The sequence below is a fragment of the Virgisporangium ochraceum genome (assembly GCF_016863655.1).
Classification (GTDB): Bacteria; Actinomycetota; Actinomycetes; order Mycobacteriales; family Micromonosporaceae; genus Virgisporangium; species Virgisporangium ochraceum.
The window spans coordinates 89,905-106,695 of record NZ_BOPH01000038.1; the positions used below are offsets into that span (position 1 = coordinate 89,905).

The 16,791-nt window shown below is 73.9% G+C and carries 14 protein-coding genes; 4 read left to right on the forward strand and 10 right to left on the reverse strand.

Translation table 11 applies throughout. From position 1 onward, the window contains the following. Window positions 1-5: 5 nt before the first annotated feature. The 3 genes from Voc01_RS15975 to Voc01_RS15985 all read right to left on the reverse strand — a co-directional run bounded on the left by Voc01_RS15975 (window position 6) and on the right by Voc01_RS15985 (window position 2,220). The gene (locus tag Voc01_RS15975; RefSeq protein WP_203928209.1) at window positions 6-770 is read right to left on the reverse strand and encodes a DedA family protein; all 765 of its coding nucleotides are present in this window, start codon (window positions 768-770) and stop codon (window positions 6-8) included. Between the two features lie 121 nt (window positions 771-891). Then, on the reverse strand, window positions 892-1,782 hold the full coding sequence (locus tag Voc01_RS15980) for an alpha/beta fold hydrolase (RefSeq protein WP_203928210.1): 891 nt from the start codon (window positions 1,780-1,782) through the stop codon (window positions 892-894). A 108-nt stretch (window positions 1,783-1,890) separates the two neighbouring features. Next, complete coding sequence (locus Voc01_RS15985; RefSeq protein ID WP_203928211.1) at window positions 1,891-2,220, reverse strand: hypothetical protein; 330 nt, start codon at window positions 2,218-2,220, stop codon at window positions 1,891-1,893. Between the two features lie 297 nt (window positions 2,221-2,517). Between Voc01_RS15985 and Voc01_RS15990 the strand changes: the two genes are divergently transcribed. Together Voc01_RS15990 and Voc01_RS15995 are read left to right on the forward strand one after the other, a co-directional pair. Continuing rightward, complete coding sequence (locus Voc01_RS15990) at window positions 2,518-3,009, forward strand: DUF3145 domain-containing protein (protein ID WP_203928212.1); 492 nt, start codon at window positions 2,518-2,520, stop codon at window positions 3,007-3,009. Window positions 3,010-3,080: 71 nt separating this feature from the next. Beyond that, window positions 3,081-4,751 (forward strand): glycoside hydrolase family 3 N-terminal domain-containing protein, encoded by a 1,671-nt coding sequence (locus tag Voc01_RS15995; protein WP_203928213.1) that lies wholly within the window; start codon window positions 3,081-3,083, stop codon window positions 4,749-4,751. A gap of 391 nt (window positions 4,752-5,142) precedes the next feature. Here Voc01_RS15995 and Voc01_RS16000 read toward each other — a convergent pair whose 3' ends face one another. The 6 genes from Voc01_RS16000 to Voc01_RS16025 form a co-directional block, all read right to left on the reverse strand. Continuing rightward, a complete protein-coding gene (locus tag Voc01_RS16000) occupies window positions 5,143-6,519 on the reverse strand; it encodes an acyl-CoA carboxylase subunit beta (RefSeq protein ID WP_203928214.1) in 1,377 nt (458 codons plus the stop codon). Window positions 6,520-6,522: 3 nt separating this feature from the next. Beyond that, complete coding sequence (gene fabF / locus Voc01_RS16005) at window positions 6,523-7,740, reverse strand: beta-ketoacyl-ACP synthase II (protein ID WP_203928215.1); 1,218 nt, start codon at window positions 7,738-7,740, stop codon at window positions 6,523-6,525. Then, window positions 7,737-7,979, reverse strand: coding sequence for an acyl carrier protein (locus tag Voc01_RS16010; protein ID WP_203928216.1), 243 nt, complete (start codon window positions 7,977-7,979; stop codon window positions 7,737-7,739). The genes fabF and Voc01_RS16010 overlap by 4 nt, the downstream gene beginning before the upstream one ends. Before the next feature lie 29 nt (window positions 7,980-8,008). Beyond that, the gene (locus Voc01_RS16015) at window positions 8,009-8,950 is read right to left on the reverse strand and encodes a beta-ketoacyl-ACP synthase III (RefSeq protein WP_203928217.1); all 942 of its coding nucleotides are present in this window, start codon (window positions 8,948-8,950) and stop codon (window positions 8,009-8,011) included. Beyond that, entirely contained in the window at window positions 8,947-10,101 is a 1,155-nt protein-coding gene (locus tag Voc01_RS16020; RefSeq protein ID WP_203928218.1) for an acyltransferase domain-containing protein, read from the reverse strand. Before Voc01_RS16020 ends, Voc01_RS16015 begins: the two co-directional genes overlap by 4 nt. A 266-nt stretch (window positions 10,102-10,367) precedes the next feature. Continuing rightward, window positions 10,368-11,603 (reverse strand): PucR family transcriptional regulator, encoded by a 1,236-nt coding sequence (locus Voc01_RS16025; RefSeq protein ID WP_203928219.1) that lies wholly within the window; start codon window positions 11,601-11,603, stop codon window positions 10,368-10,370. Window positions 11,604-11,676: 73 nt separating this feature from the next. On the opposite strand from Voc01_RS16025, the gene Voc01_RS16030 reads away from it, so the two are divergent. Then, entirely contained in the window at window positions 11,677-12,966 is a 1,290-nt protein-coding gene (locus Voc01_RS16030) for an HNH endonuclease signature motif containing protein (protein ID WP_203928220.1), read from the forward strand. Window positions 12,967-13,006: 40 nt separating this feature from the next. Here the strand turns inward: Voc01_RS16030 and Voc01_RS16035 are convergent, their stop codons facing one another. Next, the gene (locus tag Voc01_RS16035; RefSeq protein WP_203928221.1) at window positions 13,007-13,870 is read right to left on the reverse strand and encodes a hypothetical protein; all 864 of its coding nucleotides are present in this window, start codon (window positions 13,868-13,870) and stop codon (window positions 13,007-13,009) included. Between the two features lie 137 nt (window positions 13,871-14,007). On the opposite strand from Voc01_RS16035, the gene Voc01_RS16040 reads away from it, so the two are divergent. After that, on the forward strand, window positions 14,008-16,719 hold the full coding sequence (locus Voc01_RS16040; RefSeq protein ID WP_203928222.1) for an FtsX-like permease family protein: 2,712 nt from the start codon (window positions 14,008-14,010) through the stop codon (window positions 16,717-16,719). Window positions 16,720-16,791 lie beyond the last annotated feature (72 nt).

Below are 16,791 nucleotides of genomic sequence, written 5' to 3' on the forward strand. Positions count from 1 at the left end.
CCGGGTTACGCGGACGGCGGGTCGTCGTGGTGGTGGTGCAGCTTCTCGGCGGCCGCCGCCGTGGTGGCCGCCGCCACCGCCGCGGCCACGGTGCCCGCCTCGACGGTGCCCTCGGCCACCGTGTCGATCTCCGCCTCGTCGGCGGCGAGCTCGGCCTCGGTCTGCCTGGCGTGCTTCGCGGCCCGGCGCTTGAAGTACCAGGTGCTGCCGAAGCCCGCGAGCACCGCGAGGACCAGCGCGGCCCACGAGAAGTCCTTCAGGTACTCCTCGGCGACCTGCCCCACGTGGTAGATCACGAACACCGTGCCGAACGCCCAGACGAGACCGCCGGCGGCGTTGGCGATGAGGAACTTGTGGTACGGCACCTTCAACGCGCCGGCCAGCGGACCGGCGAGGATCCGCAGCAGCGCGATGAACCGGCCGAAGAACACCGCCCACACGCCCCACTTGGCGAACGTGCGCTCGGCGCGGTCGAGGTGCGGTGGCCCGAGATGCTTGGGGAACCGGCGGCCCAGCCTCTCCAGCAGCGGCCGGCCGCCCTTGCGCCCGATCGTGTAGCCGATCGAGTCGCCGATGATCGCGCCGATGGCGGCGGCCGAGGCCACGTACCAGGGGCTGATCGCACCGGTGGCGGCCATCAACGAGGCGGCGACGAGCGTGAGCTCACCCGGCAGCGGGATGCCCATGCTCTCGAGGCCGATGATCAGGCACACCACCCCGCCGACCGCGATTGGTGGCAGCGTGTGCAGCCAGCTCTCGATCCATCCCATGGTGGGTCGTCACCTCCAAGGCAAAGACCGTACCCGCACAGGTCCACCCCGCCGGGCCCGTCGATCAAGGAACGATCGAAGACGCGACTAACCAGACTAGTCCACCCCGGTGGCGGGGCTGCTACCCGTTGGCCTCATCGACGAGGTCGCCCAGCGCCTCGGTGACGGCATCCGGACACTCGAGCGGCAGCATGTGCCCGCAGCTGTCGAAGACCTGCAGGCGGGCGTGGGGGAGCGCGGCCACGATGGCCTCGGTGCACTTGACCGGAGTGAGCCGGTCGCGGTTACCCACCAGCACGCGAACCGGAACACGCGCGAGCAGGCTCAGCGCGTCCAACCGGTTCATCTTCCCCACGGACGGCCGGAACCCGCCGATCGAGCCCAGCGACGCGCAGCTGATCATCGCGATGGTCAGGCGCAGCGTCTCCGACTCCACCCGGTCGCCGAAGACGAGCCAGCGCACGGCAGGCAGCAGCGCCGGCATCACCGCCCGGTGGACCCGCAGCGGGCCACCGAGAGCGAGCAGGGCCGCGCCGCGGGTCTCGAGCTCGCGGACGACCTTGCCCAGCCACGGCGCCAGGCCGTAGCTGAGGTGGGTGTGGCCCTCGGCGGTGGTCGACACGAGCGCCACGCCGGCGACCTGGCGTTCGAAGACCTCCGGGTAGCGGTGCGCGAACTCCAGCATGGCCATGCCGCCCAGCGAGTGCCCGGCGAGGACGACCCTGCCCTCGGGGACGCACTGGGTGACGACCGCGTGGATGTCGTCGGCCAGCCGGAAGAGGTTCGTGTCGCTGAGCTGCGACGATCCGGATCTGCCGTGGCCGCGCAGGTCGACGGCGAGCACCCTGGCCCGGTCCTTCAGCGCGGCGATCTGGCTCTGCCAGAGGCGGTGGTCGAGCGTCCAGCCGTGGAGGAGCACGACAGTGAGGGGGCCTTCTCCGTACTCGGCCACGTGCAGCTCGACGCCGTCGGACGTGCGGACCCGGAGACCGGGGTGCACGGGAGCCGACATGGAGCCACGATACCCGTGGGTAGCTTGGGTGAAACACCCCTGAAATGCGACATGCCAAAGCCCTCCCGGTATGTATCCGCCCGGGAGGGCTCTGTGGGTCGGTACGGCCTAGCCGAAGACGCCCGCGTCTTCGAGGCGCTTCTCGGTGGCGCCCCAGCCGTCTTCGGGGTGGGCGCTGTCGAGCGACTGCAGCTCAGCGCGGATCTTCGCGGCGTGCCCGGCACCCGCGAGCACCCGGATCTCCTCGACGAACGCCTCGGAGTCGGTCTTGTGGTGCACGGTGCGGCCGTTCGTGAGGTTACGGACGTAGGCGTGCTTGCCCTTGTTCAGCGGGATCAGGTACTTGAACTCGCCGAGCACGCTCAGCGCGCCACCCGCGGCGCCGGCTTGGCCGGCGCGGACGGACGCGCGCGCGGTCTTGGAGGTGTTGCTCGCCACCGCGGGACTCCTTGGATCAGTCGGAAAGAACCGTCGGAAATAGTAGCCGACAGGCCCTGGCGAGGGCCAAACGGAGGGGCGGTAACCGACCGGCGGTACCGCGCGTTGTGGAGTTCGGGGGGCTGGAGAACCTACCAGTTCATGAACAACTGTGCAGGATATCGCCGCAACCGCTAGCGTACCGGCCAGCGCGACGTCATCATGGTCCACGTCAGACAAATGAATAACCGTGCAGGACTGTTCACTCACGTCGAGGTCGTAGGGGAAGACGCACCTCGGTCATCGGGAGGTCCAGTCGTGCGCACCCGTGGCGTTGTCTACGTCCACTCGACCCCGCTCGCCGTGTGCCCACACGTCGAGTGGGCGCTGGCGCGCGTGCTCGGCACGCCCGTCCGGCTCGACTGGGCTTCCCAGCCCATCGAACCCGGCGCCCGCCGGGCCGACTACGTGTGGACCGGGCGCCCCGGCACCGGCGGTGATCTCGCCGGCGCCCTGAAGCAGTGGCCGATGCTCCGCTTCGAGGTCACCGAGGAACCCAGCCCCGGCGCCGACGGGGAACGCATCATGCACGTCCCCAGCCGCGGGCTGTTCCGCGCCACCGCGAGCGCCAACGGCGACATCATGATCGGCGAAGACCGCCTGCGGTTCCTGATCGCGAACTCCAAGAGCCACGAGACCCTGGCGCACACCCTGGAACGTGAGCTCGGCAGCGCCTGGGACGCCGAGCTCGAGCCCTACCGCCTCGCCGCCGACGGAGAGCCGGTGAGCCTGCTGACCCGGGTAGGGTGACGCGCTGGCCCGGGTTGGGTGACGCGCTGGCCCGAGTTGGGTGACGTGCGTCCGTCTGGTTGAGTGGGCGGATGCGTCCAGCCGCCCTTTTGCTCGTCCTGGCTCTCGTCCTGTCCGCCTGCGGAAAGGGCGACGAGAAGGGCGGCGCGGCCGCCGCGCCCGCCACCTCCGGACCCGTGGCCCCGCCGCCGAACGCCGACCCGGCCGAGGCCGCCGCTGCCGCCGTGGCGAAGTTCTCCGACGAGGAGCTGGTCGGCCAGGTGCTCATGCCGTACGCGTACGGCAACGACGCCACGAACGTCACCGGCGCGTCGGCGAAGGAGAACAACGCCTACGCCGGCGTCGCGAGCCCGGCCGACATGGTGAAGAAGTACAAGCTCGGCGGGCTGATCCTGGTCGGCTGGTCGGCCGACGATCCGACCGGCGGCACCAACAAGACCACGAACGTCGACTCGCCCGAGCAGATCCGCAAGCTCACCGACGGCCTCAACCGGGCGGCCGGGGTCAAGCTCCTGATCGGCACCGACCAGGAGTACGGCGCGGTCACCCGCATCCGGACCGGCATCGTGCAGCTTCCCAGCGCCATGGCGTTCGGGGCGGCCCGCAACCCGGCCGCCACCGAGGCGGCGTGGAAGGCGGCCGGCGGCAACCTGGCCGCGCTGGGCATCAACGTCGACTTCGCGCCGGTCGCCGACGTGCTCGGGCCGCGCGGCAGCGGCGTCATCGGGTCGCGGTCGTACGGCAGCGTGCCGGCCGACGTGTCGGCGCAGGTGGCCGCCGCGACCAAGGGACTGACCGCGGCCGGCGTGGCGCCGGCGCTCAAGCACTTCCCGGGTCACGGCCACACCACGGCCGACAGCCACGAGGAGCTGCCCGTCCTCGCGCAGGACCGGGCCGCGCTAGACCGCGAGGACCTGCCCCCGTTCGTCGCCGGCATCCAGGCCGGCGCCGGCATCGTGATGAGCGGCCACCTCGACGTCAAGGCGATCGATCCGGGCACGCCGGCCACGTTCTCCTCGAAGGTCCTCATCGACCTGCTCCGCGGCGCGATGGGCTTCAAGGGCGTCGTGGTCTCGGACGCGATGAACATGGCACCGGCAAAGAAGTGGGGACCGGGTGAGGCCGCGAAGCGGGCCGTCCTCGCCGGAAACGACATCGTCCTGATGCCGCCGAACCTGAAGCAGGCCCAGAAGGGTCTCCTCGACGGGCTCAAGGACGGCTCGCTGCCGAAGCAGCGCCTCGTCGAGGCCGCTACCCGGGTGCTGACCCTGCGGTACAAGCTCGCCGCCGCGCCGCAGCCGGAGATGTCCATCCTCGACAGCGAAGCCGACCGAGCGGCCGCGCAGGCGGCGTCGGCCGCCGCGGTGACGGTCTTCCGGGGACGCTGCAGCGGCCCGCTGGTCACCGGCGGCGTCACCATCGCCGCCGACGGCAAGTGGGGCACCCAGAAGGAGTGGCTCACGGCGGCACTCGCCGAGCACGGCATCCAGGTGCGGTCGGGCGGCACGACCGTGCGGCTGATCGGCTACAACGACGGCGCCGCGTCGGCGTCCTCGAAGGACGTGACGGTCGCGATGGACACGCCGTACGCGCTGCGCCAGATGCAGGGCACGCTCGTCGCGACGTACTCGTCCAGCCAGGCCTCGATGAAGGCGGTCGCCGCGGTCCTGGCGGGGAAGGCCAAGGCCACCGGCCGCAGCCCGGTCAAGCTGGATGGCCTACCCCTGTCCGCCTGCACCTGACCCGCACCCCGCTCTGCCGCGGCCGTGCCCCGGGCGCCGCACCGCCCTCGGCCGCGCCGCGCCTCGCCTCGCCGCGCCCTGCCTCCGGTCGCCTCCGGTCGCGCGCTCCGCCCCCGGGGCGTCGATCTTGCAGTTGTGGCCCCCGAGAAAGAGGGACACATCCGCATTTAGTGGCGGCCACAAGTGCAAGATCGACGCGACATGAAGGCGTGGCGAGCGGGGCGGGGCGGGCGGGGGCGAGGTGCGGCGGGGGCGAGGTGCGGCGGGGGCGAGGTGCGGCGGGGCGTAGTGGGGTGGCGGGGCGCGGTGGGCGGGGCGCGGTGGGCGGGGCGCGGTGGGCGGGGCGCGGTGGGCGTGGCGCTGCCGGGCGGCGGGTGCGGTGGGCGGGGGGCTACAGGGGGATGTTGCCGTGGGCGCCCCGTGCGGGAGGGGCGTCCGCCAGGGCCTCGGCCAGGCGGCGGCGGGTCTCCTTGGGTTCGACCACCGCGTCGATGACGCCGGTCTCCAACGCCTTCGGCACACCGCCGGCCTCGTGGAGCTGCTGCTCCACCAGCTGGGCGCGCAGCGTCTCGCGGTCCTCCGGGGGTGCGGCGGCCAGCCGCTTGCGGTGCAGGATGTTCACGGCCGCGCTGGCGCCCATCACGGCGATCTCCGCGTTCGGCCACGCGAACACGGCCGTGGCGCCCAGGGCGCGGGAGTTCATCGCGATGAACGCGCCGCCGTAGCCCTTGCGGGTCACCAGCGTGACCCGGGGGACCACCGCCTCGGCGAACGCGTGCAGCAGCTTGGCGCCGCGGCGGACCACGCCGTCCCACTCCTGGCCGAGGCCGGGCAGGTAGCCGGGCACGTCGACGAGCACCACCAGCGGGACGCCGAGGGCGTCGCACATGCGCACGAAGCGGGCCGCCTTCTCGGCCGACGCCGCGTCGAGGCAGCCGCCCAGGCGCAGCGGGTTGTTGGCGACCACGCCCACGGTGCGTCCGGCGAACCGGCCCAGGGTCGTCACCACGTTCGGCGCCCACTTCGCGTGCAGCTCCACGCCCGGCCCGTCGAGCACGGCCCGGACCAGGGGACGCACGTCGTAGGCGCGGTTGGCGCGGTCCGGCAGCAGGTCGCCGAGGTCGACGTCGTGCGCGACGTCGGCGGGCGCGATCCGGCCCTGCCGGCCGAGCAGCGCGGCCAGGTCGCGCGCCGTCGCCAGCGCGCTGCCGTCGTCGGCGGTGGTGACGTGGACGACGCCCGACCGGCGACCGTGCGGGTCGGGACCGCCGAGCCGGGCCATGTCGACCTGCTCGCCGGTGACCGAGCGCACCACCTCCGGGCCGGTGACGAAGATGCGGCCGGCATCGCTCATGATCACGATGTCGGTGAGGGCCGGGCCGTACGCCGCCCCACCGGCGGCCGGCCCGAGCACCACGGAGAGCTGCGGTACGCGTCCCGACGCTCTGACCATCGCGGCGAAGACCTGCCCGACGGCATCGAGCGCGACGACGCCCTCGGCCAGACGGGCGCCGCCGCAGTGCCACAGGCCCAGCACCGGAACACGCTCGCGGACGGCCGTGTCGATGGCGTCGACGATGTGGCGGCACCCGTCGGCGCCCATCGCCCCGCCCATCCGCAACGCGTCGGTGGCGAACGCGGCCACCGGTACCCCGTCGATGGTTCCCCGCGCCGGGAGCACGCCGGAGTCGTCGCGGGGCGCGAGCAACGTCAGCGTGTCCGGGTCGAGTAGTGCCCGCAGCCGAACCTCAGGGTCGCGGGGATCCACCGATCAGGCCCGGGTGAAGATCAGCGCGGCGTTGTGGCCGCCGAACCCGAACGAGTTGTTCAATGCGGCCGGGACGTCGAGGTGGCGGGCCTTGTGCGCGGCGACGTCCAGGTCGAGCCCGTCGTCCGGGTCGTCCAGGTTGATCGTCGGCGGCACGATGCCGTGGTGGATGGCCAGGATCGTCGCGATGGCCTCCACCGCGCCGGCGGCACCGAGCAGGTGGCCGGTCATCGACTTGGTCGAGGTGAGCACCGGGTGGTCGCCGACCGCCTTGTGCAGCGCCACGATCTCGGTCATGTCGCCGACCGGCGTCGACGTCGCGTGCGCGTTGACGTGCGCGATGTCCTCCCGGCCGATCCCGGCGTTCGCGATCGCCGCCGCGATCGCCCGGATCGCACCCGCGCCCTCGGGGTGGGGCTGCACGATGTCGAAGCCGTCGCTGGTCATGCCGGCGCCGGCCAGCAGCGCGAAGATCTTCGCACCGCGGGCCCGGGCGTGGTCGGCCCGCTCCAGCACGACGATGCCCGCGCCCTCGCCGAGCACGAACCCGTCGCGGCCCTTGTCCCACGGCCGCGACGCCTTCTCCGGCTCGTCGTTGCGGGTCGACATCGCCCGCATCGACGCGAACCCGGCGATCGGCAGCGGGTGGATGATCGCCTCCGTGCCGCCGCAGACCACGACGTCGGCCCGGCCGGCCCGGATGAAGTCCAGGCCCCAGGCGATCGCCTCGGCGCCCGTCGCGCACGCGCTGGTGGGCGCGTGGACCCCGGCCTGCGCGCCGAGTTCCAGGCCCACCCAGGCGGCCGGGCCGTTGGGCATGAGCATCGGGACCGTGTGCGGCGAGACCCGTCGCGGCCCCTTCGCCTCGAGGATGTCGTCCTGCGCCAGCAGGGTCTGCGCGCCCCCGATGCCGCTGCCGACGACCACGGCCAGCCGCTCCTTGGGCACGTCGGGCTCACCGGCCTGCTTCCACGCCTCCCAGGCCGCCACCAGCGCGGTCTGCTCGGAGCGGTCGAGCTTGCGGGCCTTGACCCGGTCGATCTTCTCCAGCGGCGACACGGCGAGCTGCGCGGCGATGCGCACCGGCAGCTCCTTGGCCCAGTCGTCGGTGAGCGGACCGACGCCGGAGCGACCGGCGATGAGACCTTCCCAGGTCGACGCGACGTCCCCGCCCAAGGGGGTCGTCGCGCCCAGCCCGGTTACCGCGACCTCAACGGTCATGCGTTTTCCTTGAGGATGTAGGTGACGGCGTCACCCACGGTCTTCAGGTTCTGGACCTCGTCGTCCGGGATCTTCACGTCGAACTTCTCCTCGGCCGCCACGACGACCTCGACCATCGACAGCGAGTCCACGTCGAGGTCCTCGGTGAACGACTTCTCCTCGGCGACGTCGTCCGGGTTGACACCGGCGACCTCTTCGAGGATCTCGGCGAGGCCCTCGACGACCTGGGTGCGCTCCATGTGTTGCTCCTTCTCCAGTGATGGTGTTTTCAGGGACAGCGGACGACCTGGCCGGCGTAGGTGAGCCCACCGCCGAAGCCGAACAGCAGGACCGGGGCGCCCGAGGGCACCGCGCGGGTCTCGACGAGCTTCGACAGCGCGAGCGGGACGCTCGCCGCCGACGTGTTGCCGGACACCTCGATGTCCTTGGCGATCACGGTGTCGGGGCCCAGGTTCAGGCGCTTGGCGATGCCGTCGATGATGCGGGCGTTGGCCTGGTGGGCGACGAACGCGCCGAGGTCGGAGGTCGCGACACCGGCCCGCTCGCAGGCGAGCCGGGCGTGCTGGGCGAGCGCGGTGGTGGCCCAGCGGAACACCGCCTGGCCCTCCTGCCAGATCACCGGACGCCAGCCCTCGATGAGGATCGCGTCGCCCTTCTCCGGCGCCGAGCCCCACACCACGGGACCGATCCCGTTCGGGTCGTCGTCGGCGCTGACCACCGCCGCGCCCGCGCCGTCGGCGAAGATGATCGACGTGCGGCGGTCGGTCCAGTCGGTGATGTCGCTGAGCTTCTCGGAGCCGATCACGAGCGCGTTGCGCGAGGCGCCGGCGCGGATCGCGTGGTCGGCCATCGCCAGCCCGTAGCAGAAGCCGGAGCAGGCGGTGTTCAGGTCAACCGCGCCGGGCGCGTGGATGCCGAGCCGGGCCGCGACCCGCGTGGCGACGTTGGGGCAGCGGTCCTCGGAGCTGCACGTCGCGACGAACACCGAGTCGATGTCGGCGGCGGTGAGGCCGGCGTTGGCGAGCGCCTTCTCGGCGGCGAACGTGGCCATGTCGGCGACGCTCTCGTTCTCGGCGACGCGCCGCTCGGCGATGCCCACCCGGTCGCGGATCCACGCGTCGTTCGTGTCGATGACCCCGGAGAGGTCGGTGTTGGTCACCACCCGACTGGGTTGGTAGTGGCCCAAGGAAACGATGCGCGATCCGGTCATGCAGCTTCTCCGATTCTGGCCAGCGGCTGGCCGGCCGCGACGGGGTCGTCGTCGTGGGCCAGCCACTCGGTCAGAACGCCCGCGGCGTGCGCGGACACCTCGACCGGGCCCTGCCGGGTGTTGATCGAACCGATGACCTGCCCGGCGGTGACCCCGTCGCCCTCGGCGAGGCCGGCGACCGGCACGAACGTGCCCGCGGTGCCGGCGACCACCACGCGGAACTCCGGGTGCGGCTCGTGCGTCGGGCTGGCGCCGTGGCGGGCCGCGAGGTCGCGGGCCTTCGCCAGGTCGTCCGGGGTGTTGACGGTGACGATCTCCACGCCCTTGAGGGCCCGCTTGATGAGACCGGCGAGCGTGCCGGCCGGGGGCAGCTCGATCACCGCGGTGACGCCGAGCGCGCTCAGCGTCTGCATGCACAGGTCCCACCGCACCGGCGCGGTGATCTGCCGGATCAGCCGGGTGAGCACGTCGCTCTCGACGGCGGCGCCGTCGAGGTTCGACAGCAGCGTTCGGACCGGGTCGGCGGGGGAGATCCCGGCCGCGGCGGCGGCGAGCGCGGCCTCGGCGGGAGCCATGTACGGGGTGTGGAAGGCGCCGGCGACCTTCAGCGCGATGACCCGGGCCTTCGCGGGCGGAGCCGCCGCGAACTTCTCCAGGGCCTCGCTGGCGCCGGCGGCGACGATCTGGCCGGCGCCGTTGCGGTTGGCGGCGTACAGGCCGTGCTGCTCGATGGCCGCGAGCACCTCGGCCTCGTCGCCGCCGAGCACGGCGGCCATGCCGGTCGGTTCGACGGCGCAGGCGGCGGCCATCTCGCGGCCGCGGACGCCCGCGAGCGTCACCGCGGCGTCGGGCGTGAGCGCGCCCGCCAGCGCGGCCGCGCCCAGCTCGCCAACGCTGTGACCGGAGACGACGGCCACCTCGTCGAGCGGAAGCTGCTCGGCGGCGAGCAGGGTGGCGGCGACCAGGAGCGGCTGCGTCTTCGCCGTGTCCCTGATCTCCTCGGCGTCGGCCGAGGTGCCGAGGTGGTGGAGGTCGACCCCGGAAAGGGACGACCACCAGCGCAGACGCGCGTCAGCCCCGGGGAGGTCGAGCCATGGTTCCAGGAATCCGGGCTTCTGCGCACCCTGGCCGGGAGCGAGTACAGCGAGCACGCCTCCAGCCTGAGGGATCCTCATCAGCACCGCCCGTACCGGCAGGCACGAAAGCCCACGGGGATCTTTGTGGAGACCCTACAAGGCAGTGGCGGGGGTCACCGTGCTGCTGGCGCTCGCTCCGCTCGCGCGGGGTCAGCCTGCGTGATCGACCTTGCTGTCGCGAGGCGGACATCGGTGGGTGGGAGGTTACGAACATCATCGGGCCCTGATGATGTTCGTAACCTCCCACCCGCTCACGGTCGACGTCAGCGCGGGGCCGGGGCCTATCCGGCGCCGCCTTCCCTCGTCGCTGCGGTCGCCGCGTTCCTCGGTCCAGGCGGCCCCGAGCCGGGATCCAGGCGGCCGATGGTCAACGCGATCCGCAGCGCGAACGCGTCACGCGGGGTGAGCGGTGCGAAGCCGGTGATCTCGCCGACCCGGCGCAGCCGGTACCGCACGGTGTTGGGGTGCACGAACAGGGCCCGGGCCGCGCCCTCCAGCACGCCGCCGGCGGCGAAGAACGCGTCGAGCGTGTCGAGGAGTTCGCCACCGGCCTTGATCAGGGCGCCGTACACGTCCTGGCGCAGGATGCGGCGGGCCTCGGCGTCGCCGGCCAGCGCGCGCTCGGGCAGCAGGTCGGCCGCCGCCACCGGGCGGGGCGCCGCCGGCCAGGCCGCCGCGGCCCGGTAGCCGGCGAGCGCGGCACGGGCCGACTCGGTGGCCTCGTCGAGGCTGGCCACGCTCGGGCCCACCACCACGGGGCCGTCGCCGAACCCGGCCAGCAGCTTCTCCGTGGCGTTCACCGGGTCGGACGCGGCACCGAGCACCACGACCAGCCGGTCGCCGTGCACGCCGCCGAGGATCTCGACCCCGATGCGCCGGGCGGCCCGGTAGACCACGTGCACCACCATCGACGCCTCGCCGCCGGTCGACCGGCCCACCGCCACCGCGACCGGTGACGGGTCGGCCCAGCCCAGGGCGGCGGCGCGGCTGGCCAGCACGTCGGAGGAGTCGCCGCGCAGCAGGGCGTCGACCAGCATCGCCTGCAGGCGCGCGTCCCATGCTCCGCGCGTCTCCGCGGCCCGGGCGTAGACGCGGGCCGCGGCGAACGCGACCTCCCGGCTGAAGATCAGCACCGCCTCGCGGACCGCCGCCTCCTCGCCCTTCGCGGCGAGCCGCCCGATCTGCTCCTCGGCCACCTCGATCGTGGTCTTGATCAGCTGGACGGTCTGCTGCAGGTTGATCGACCGGGCCAGCGCCCGGGGTGCCGCGTCGAACACCTCGTCGGAGACCTGCTGGGTGGCGGTGCCGGCCTTGCGCCCGCGCAGCCACTCGACCAGTGACCGCACGCCGGCCTGTGCCACCAGCATCACCCAGGCGCGCTGGTCGGCCGGCAGCTCACGGAACCAGGGCAGCGCGTCGTCCATGCGGGCCACGCTCGCGGTGGCGAGCGCGCCGGCGGCGCGCTCGATCGAGCGGATGCTCGCTTCCAGTTCGGGTTCGTCGGCAGTTGCGGTCATCGCGGCGCCAGCCTTTCACGGCGGACGCCGGACGCGGTAGCGGACGACCGCGATAGTGCGCTACTTTTCGAACATGCGTTCGAGTGGACCCCTGCCGCTGCTGGCCGCGGCGGCCGAGGCGCTCGACGACGAAGACCTCGACCGGGCCACCGACGCCGCGCTCGCCACCCAGATGCGCGGACTATGGGTGGCGATCTGCCGGCTGCAGGCCCAGTTGAGCCGCCGGGTCGCGGTGTTCGACGAGCGGGGTGCCGCGGCACGCGACGGCGCCCGCGGCATCCGTGGCTGGCTGCGGCACCGGTTGCGGGTCGACGCGGCCGACGCCGGTCGCCAGGCCACGGTGGCCGCCGCGCTCGCCGTCCGGCCGCTGGCCGCGGCGGCGTACCTGCGTGGCGAGATCTCGCCCGAGCACATGGCGGCGATCGACGAGGCCGGCTGGCTGCTCGGCGACGCCGCGCTCGAGCGCGGGGTCGAGCGCATCCTGCTCGACCATGCCCGCCGCGAGCCGCCGGGCCGGTTGCGCCGGCTCTCCCGGCGGTTCCGGGAGCGGGGCGACCCACGCGGCGCGGTCGACGCGTTCCGCCGGGTGCGCGCCCACCGGTTCCTCGACGTCGTGCGGGCCGGCACCGGTGCGGTCACCATCCGCGGCCAGCTCGACGCGAGCGACGGCGAGCTGCTGCTGGAGGCGCTGTGGGCCGCCGGGCTCAGCCGGGGCACGCCCGACGGACCGCTGCCGCCGCCGGAGACCGGTCCGCCGGACCTGAGCGTCACCAACGGCGGCGACCTGCCGTTGGCGCCCGAGCGGGAGCGGGCCGACGCGCTGGTGGCGCTGTGCCGCCTCGTGCTGCGCGCCACCCTGTCCGACGCCGGTCACGCGCTGGGCGACCGGGCGCGCGTCGTGGTCACCGTGCCGTTGGAGACTTTGCGGGTCGACACGTCCGCCGGTGATGCCGTGCTCGGGTCGGGCGAGCCCGTGCCGGCCTCGGTGGCGCGGCGGCTGGCCTGCGACGCCCGCGTGCTCCCGGCCGTACTCGGCGGCGCGGGGGAGGTGCTCGACATCGGCGTGGAGGCGGAGACGGTCACGCAGGGGCTGCGCCGGGCGGTGGAGCTGCGCGACCGGGGCTGCCGGTTCCCCGGCTGCGAGGAGCCTCCGGCCGACTGCGCGGTGCACCACCTGGTCCACTGGGCACGGGGCGGTCAACCCATCGTCGACAACGTCGTTCTGCTCTGTCCGCACCACCACGGGCTGGTGCACGAGGGCGGCTGGCAGGTCACGCGCGACCCGTACACGGGAACGGTCCGCGCACGGCGTCCCGACGGCACGAGGCTCGACACCGTGTCGCCACCCCCGGAGGACGGCTGAGGGCGGGCCCCACCGGAGCCCGCCCTCGTGTCGGAACCGCCTACGCCGCGCAGATGCCGTACGTGCGCACCGACCACATCCGGTCGGTGCCGTTGGCGTCCTCGGCCGCGCGGGCGGTGGCGGTGTCGTCGCCGTCGTCGTCGAGGGCGCGCAGGCGCACCTCGCCGTTGCCGCCGCCGACCTCACCGGCCACGCCGTGCAGGCGGGTGCCCTCCGGGCAGCTGAGCGGGGCCGCCGCGATCGACACGTCGCTGCTCTGCGCGGTGCCGGCCTGCACGATCTCCAGGCCCTTGCTCGGCTTCACGCAGGTGGCCAGCGCCGTGACGCTCCAGTTGGCGGTGGTGCCGGCCTCGTCCTCGTAGGCGGTCGCGGTGATGGTGCGCCCGTCCTCCGACGGAACGACACCGGTGAGGACCGCCCGCCCCTTGGCGCCGCTGACCCGGCCGCCCGCGCCGAGCACCTTCTTGCCCTTCGGACAGGTGATCGACGACCACCGCGACTTGGTGGACCCGGCGGTGAACGTGTGCTGCACGTACTGCAGGCCGGCCGGTTCGTTGCTGCAGAACGCGATCGCGGTGACGGTCCAGTTGGCGGTGGTGCCGTCGGCGTCCTCGGCCGCGCTCACCGTGAAGCCGGCGCCGCCGTTGACCGGGCTCGAGAACGTCAGTCCGACCTCGCCGTTCGGCGCGCCGTCGACGCGTCCGGCGCCGCCGAGCACCTTCTTGCCCTTCGGGCAGTTGACGGTCTGCGACTTCTCCACCGTGCTGCCGGGCGCGCTGGTGGCGGTCGTACGCACCAGGCCGGGCAGCGCCGAGGCGGCCGACTGAGTCACGATCTGGGCGCCGCCGAGCAGCAGCGCGCCGGCGCCGAGACCGGCCAGGCCGCGTCGAAGAGTCGTACGCATGTGTGATGTGTCCCCCATGAGAGCCTCCTTTGCGAGGGAGTCTCCACGAGGCCTGCCGGAAATGTGCCGATTTCGGATCTTTCAACCCGGTCGGCCGAATCGGATGCAACCAGACGGTCGTGGAGATCGTCTCCGCTGTGGGAGGTCTGATGATGCTGCCGTGGACGCGCGCTCCGCTGCTCCTGCTCCGACAGCCCGGCCTGCTCGTCGCGGTGCTCGCCGGCGCGTTCGTCGCCGTGCTGCCCGCCGCGGCCGCGCCGCTGTTCCTGTCCTCGGCCCGCACCGCCACCCTGCACACGCAGCTCGACAACACGTGCGCCGCCCGGGCCGGCCTGCACGTCCAGTCGCAGTTGGGCTTCCGCGACATTCCCGGCGACCGCGGGGTCACCCGCCTCGACCCGGCCGCGGCGACCGCGGTCCACCGGCAGCGCCACGCGGCGGTGACCCGCGAGATCACCGCGACCCCGGGCATGGCCGCGCCCAGCACCACGGTCTTCGCCGCCACCGCTGTCGCCGGCGGCCTCCGCGGCGGCCAGGAGACCGGCCCGCTCGAGGGCGCCCAGGTCTGGCTCGTCGGCCGCGACGGCGCCACCGACCACCTGGCCCCGCTGCAGGGCCCCGACGGCACCGGCGTGTGGATCCCGCGGTCGCTCGCCACGAGGTACGGGCTGGGCGTCGGCGACGAGCTGCGGTTCGCGACGCTCCGGCCGGCGCCGAGCAACAACGGGCCGCCGGTCGACCCGGCCGCCGCGCCGGCGCCGGTGCGGGTCGCCGCCGTCTACGCCGACCTCACCGCGTTCGGCGACGACGGGTACTGGTGCACGCTGCAGGCCCTGTACGGGTACCGGATGGGCAAGGAGCTGTTCGACCAGACGATCCTGTCGGTGATCTACACCGACGTGGCGACGGTGCTGCGCGTCGGCACCGCGAGCACGTTGAGCACCGGCAACGAGTACGTCGACGCGCCACTGGCCGACCAGCGGCCCACCGTGCCGGCCGCCCACGTCGCGGCCGCCCGCGTCGACGACCTGCGCGGCCGGGTGCTGCACGAGTACCCGGCCAACGGCGGCTGGTTCCGGGCGAACGTGATCACGTCGGTGGGACGCAGCGCCGACCGCGCCGAGCTGGTCTACGACACGCTGCGCGACACCACCGCGCCGGCCACCGTGGCCGGGGTGCTGATCGGGCTGGTCGTGGTGGCGGCCGCCGCCGTGTACTGGGTCCAGCGCCGCGAGCGGGAGGTCCGGGCGCTGGCCGCGCACGGGGTCGGCCCGGGCGCGCTGGCCGGCAAGGCCGTGCTGGAGGCCTGCGGCGCGCTCGTGGCGGGCGCCGCGCTCGCGCTCGCCGTGGCCGGTGCGCTGGTGCGGGCGTTCGGGCCGAGCCCGGAGCTGTCCGGCGAGGCGTGGCCGTTCGCGGTGCTGGTCGCGGCCGCCGGCCTGGTCGCCGTGCTCGCGACGACCGCGGTCGGCGTCGCGCTGCGGGTCCGCGGGATGACCGACGTGTCGCCGGGCCGCCGGCGGCTGCGGCTGCGGTGGCTGCCCTGGGAGCTGCTGCCCGCCGGTGCCGCCGCGCTCACGTGGTGGCTGCTCGGCGGCGGCACCTCCCGGTCGGCGCTGCTCGGCTCGGTCGCCCACGTGCCGCTGCGGCTGGTGGTGGTCCCGGTGCTCGGGTTCCTCGCGCTCGTCGGGCTCGGTGCCCGGCTGGGCGCCTGGTGGATCGCTTCCCGGCTCTCGTCACGGAGCGCGCCGCGCCGGCCCGGGCTCCTCCTGGCGTTGCGGCGCATCGCCCGCCCCGTCGCGGCGTCGGTGCTGCTCGGCGCCGTCACGGCGGTCCCGGTCGCGATGACCGGCTTCGGCGCGACCGTGACCGACTCCATCCGCCTCACGCTCGACGCGAAAGCGGCGGTGATCCTCGGCAGCGAGACCGTCGCGTCACTCGACCGCGACGTGCCGGTGCCACCGGAGCTGGCCGACCGGGCGACCCCGGTGCTGCGGCTGACCCGGGTGCTGGTCGGCGGCATCGAGACCGACGTGCTCGGCATCGACCCGGCGACGTTCGCGCGGGGCGCGTTCTGGTCGAGCCAGCTGCCCGGCCCCTCGCTCGACGCGCTGGTCGCCGACCTGTCCACCGACCTCGGCGCCGGCGTCGCCTACGGCCCGCTGCCCGCCGGCACCCACGACGTGCGCGTTTTCGGCGAGCGGCAGTTCACCGTCGACGTGCGCACCACCCGTCTCCTCCCGGGTTCGCGGGGCGGCTACCCGGTGCTGCTCGTCCACCGGGACGCGCTGGCCGGTGCCACCCGGTGGGCCGAGCCCCAGCTGTGGGTGCGCGGCGACCCCGCCGCCGCGGCGGCCGACCTGGCCCGCGCCGACGTGCCGGTGGTGGCGCTGACCCGCACCGCCGACTCCTACGGCGACTCGCTGTACGAGCCGGTGACCTACACGTTCCGGTACCTGATCGCGTTGAACGTGTTCGCCGGGCTGGTCGTGGCCGCCGGGCTGCTCCTGTACGTCGAGGCCCGCACGCCCGTGTACCGGCGCGGCTACGTGATCCTGCGCCGGCTCGGCCTGCGCCGCCGGGCCCACGCCGTCGCCCTGGTGCTGGAGACCGCCCTGCCGATGGGCGCCGGCCTGCTGTTCGGACTGCTCCTCGCCGCCGCCGCGACCGCCGCCACCCGCTCGGAGCTCGACCTGGCACCCGGGTCGCCACCCGGCCCGCTGATCGCGGTGCCCACCGGGGTGGTGCTGACGATCCTGGCGGTGGTGGTGGGCGTTGCGGCGGCGAGCAGCGCGTTCGCGCATGTCCGCACGGTGCGGGCGAAGCCCGGCGAGGTCCTGCGCATCGTCTAGAGCGGCGCGGGCGTGAGCGGCGTGGCCGGGAGGGGCGCGGCCGGTCCACGCCCTGACGAGCACTGCTAGTGT